We start from the raw sequence: 2,695 nt of genomic DNA on the forward strand, positions 1-2,695 counted from the left end.
AAAATACGAGCAACCAACAACCAGAGTATCAAAACGATAATCACGCCGCCAAGATACGCATACATAGGTAAGTCTGCGGGTGGCACATCTTTGACCAGTTGCCCCCACCAAATCGTAATCTCACCGAGGATATCACTGATAGCGCCTATCGGTAAGCTGTCTATAATGCCTTTTAACCAATCCATGCGTGTTTCTTTACCTGCGTTTATTACCTGCGGCGCGTAAGGCGTCAAGCGGTATAGGGTAAGTTTTTTCAGACTAAAAATTCGACAAAATACATAATCATCAGCTGCACTCAATTATGCATGTCTAATGGCGATTAGTTTATCACGACTTGCTAGCAAAATGCATAAGCGCAAATGTTTCGTCGCTTTTTTGGTGCATTTAAGCCAAGTCTCTTAATTTTAAAAAAAGTTTCTTAATTTTAAAACAGCTATTAATCGTAGATATTGTCCTGCGCTTCACGGGCGCGTAGCTCAGCTTGACGACGCATGACATCTTGCGGCGGCAACTGCACAAAATACCCTTGCGTCTTTAGTTTTGCCAATACTTCTTCTTTGTCAACACGCGCCAATTTTGGTGTGCTCGCCAAGTCTAAATGCATGACAAACTGACTACGTCCTAAACTTGCCCGAAATTCTTTTGGCAGTATACCAAACCAGTCTCTAAGCTCATCGGTATCATCAGGGTAATCAGGACGCGCAATGTAAACATACATATCGTCATGTTTGGGAAATTTATAAATATCGCAATGCATAAAAACAACCTATCAGAAACTATCGCCATAGATTAGCATATTTGCGCCCACTTTCAGTAGTCGCTTTACGTTCTGCTATGGTAAATCACTGTAAAGTCCGCTCATTTAACGATCTTGCACCGGTACTATTTATTCATAAACTTATCAGCTCTGCTGCTAAAAAGTTGTTTTTAACAACATTATCGACTTTAATGCGGCAGATAGCTTGTAAAAACGGGCTGAACCTTTCATAATAAAAGCGTTTTTCAGGAGAGAGTCTTAGGCATGGTATTAAGTGCGCTTATATTTACGAGCCGCGCTGATAACTGCTTGATGACCACCGAAGGCGCATACACCCTGCCAATCGCTCAGGTAAAAGGACTGAAAAACATATGTCACAACTGTTTTATTGCTATCGCAACTGCATAGCATTCCAAAACATAAGACATAACAAATCTGGAGAGCGGTAAGGACGGACGACGCCTTACCCACCGAAGGGGAGAAAATGCGACATCATTTGCTTGGACTTTTTAAGGCTTTTGCTTTAAAAAATCACAATGATGGTTCGTGTTGAAAATCTCAGGTTACAGGACAGATAGGGCTTTTGCTTAAACCGACGTTTGGCGTCTGTTTGGCTAATTGTTCTATTTTTTTTGTACGACCCTTGGTTGCACTGCTTGCGCCCTGCAAGATTGCTACTCACTACTATGATAATGTACATCTGCGCTGCTACTTTGATATTTTATACCTGTTTATCAAGTGCTGCTGATGTTCCATAAGGATTTGTTATGACCGACGCTCACAATACCAATTCTCAAAATACCAGCGCTTCCGCCCCTAAACGCACGCCCCTTTACCAGTCGCACCTTGATAGTGATGGCAAACTGGTGGATTTCTCTGGTTGGGAATTGCCAATCCATTATGGTTCACAAATCGAAGAACACGAAGCCGTGCGTACCGACGCAGGGATGTTTGATGTCTCACATATGGTCGTTGTTGATATTAAAGGCTCGGATGCCAAAGCATGGTTGCAAAAGCTTCTTGCCAATGATGTCGATAAATTAAAAACCGTCGGTAAAGCACTTTACTCTCCGATGCTCAATGAGCAAGGCGGTATCATTGACGATTTAATCGTTTATCTGATGAATGAAGACGCGAGCGAATATCGTATCGTGTCAAATGCGGCTACCCGTGATAAAGACATGGCACAATTTGAAAAAGTTGCCGAAGATTTTGATGTTGCTTTAACGGAACGTGATGACTTGGCTATGCTCGCGGTCCAAGGCCCGAATGCCGTTGCAAAGCTGGCAGAAGTCAAACCGAGTTGGGCAGATACACTGGCTGCCCTTAAGCCTTTCGTTGGTGCTGATTTAACCGATATCGAAGGCAAAGATTGGTTTGTGGCGCGCACTGGCTATACAGGCGAAGACGGCGTTGAAGTAATCATGCATGGCGATGATGCACCAGCGTTTTTTGAGCAATTAAAAGCCAATGGTGTCAAACCTGCTGGTCTTGGCGCGCGTGATACCTTGCGTATGGAAGCGGGCATGAACCTTTATGGTCATGACATGGACGAAGAAATCAGCCCTTATGAGTGCAATATGGGCTGGACACTGGCGCTAAAAGACGAGCGCGTCTTTATCGGCCGTGACGCCTTAGTAAGTAAGCGTCAACAAGCAAAAAATGACAACAGTGCCATGAAGCAAGTCGGTTTACTATTGACGACACGCGGCGTCTTACGTGAAGGCATGACCGTGACCATCAATCAAGGATCAGACAACGAGCAAACGGGTCTTATTACCAGTGGCACTTTCTCCCCTAGCCTAAAAAATTCGATTGCTATTGCCCGTGTGCCTGCCAGCTTATCAGATGACGATAGCGTGCAGGTCGATTTGCGCGGCAAGGGTAAATTCGTCGACGTCCGCGTTGTCAAGCTGCCCTTTGTGCGTAATGGCAAGC

2 protein-coding genes, 1 pseudogene and 2 riboswitches are annotated in these 2,695 nt (G+C 44.5%); of the genes and pseudogenes, 1 reads left to right on the top strand and 2 read right to left on the bottom strand.

Going from position 1 to position 2,695, the window contains the following annotated elements; genetic code table 11:
- Both V7D75_RS08480 and V7D75_RS08485 read right to left on the bottom strand, forming a co-directional pair.
- A pseudogene (locus V7D75_RS08480) lies at positions 1 to 185 on the bottom strand (hypothetical protein); the annotation flags it as partial.
- Between the two features lie 251 nt (positions 186 to 436).
- Positions 437 to 757: a YcgL domain-containing protein gene (locus V7D75_RS08485; RefSeq protein WP_333614214.1), complete on the bottom strand. Its 321-nt coding sequence runs from the start codon at positions 755 to 757 to the stop codon at positions 437 to 439.
- A 236-nt stretch (positions 758 to 993) separates the two neighbouring features.
- Positions 994 to 1,130, top strand: a riboswitch (glycine riboswitch).
- Between the two features lie 52 nt (positions 1,131 to 1,182).
- A riboswitch (glycine riboswitch) is annotated at positions 1,183 to 1,341 on the top strand.
- A 183-nt stretch (positions 1,342 to 1,524) separates the two neighbouring features.
- On the opposite strand from V7D75_RS08485, the gene gcvT reads away from it, so the two are divergent.
- On the top strand, positions 1,525 to 2,695 hold a 1,171-nt coding region (gene gcvT / locus V7D75_RS08490; RefSeq protein WP_333614215.1), incomplete at its 3' end, for a glycine cleavage system aminomethyltransferase GcvT.

The organism is Psychrobacter sp., assembly GCF_036731945.1.
In the GTDB taxonomy this organism is placed as follows: domain Bacteria; phylum Pseudomonadota; class Gammaproteobacteria; order Pseudomonadales; family Moraxellaceae; genus Psychrobacter.

What these genes read in the sequence shown, in the direction of transcription:
- V7D75_RS08485 (WP_333614214.1), bottom strand. Translation starts at nt 757, where the DNA reads ATGCATTGCGATATTTATAAATTTCCCAAACATGACGATATGTATGTT.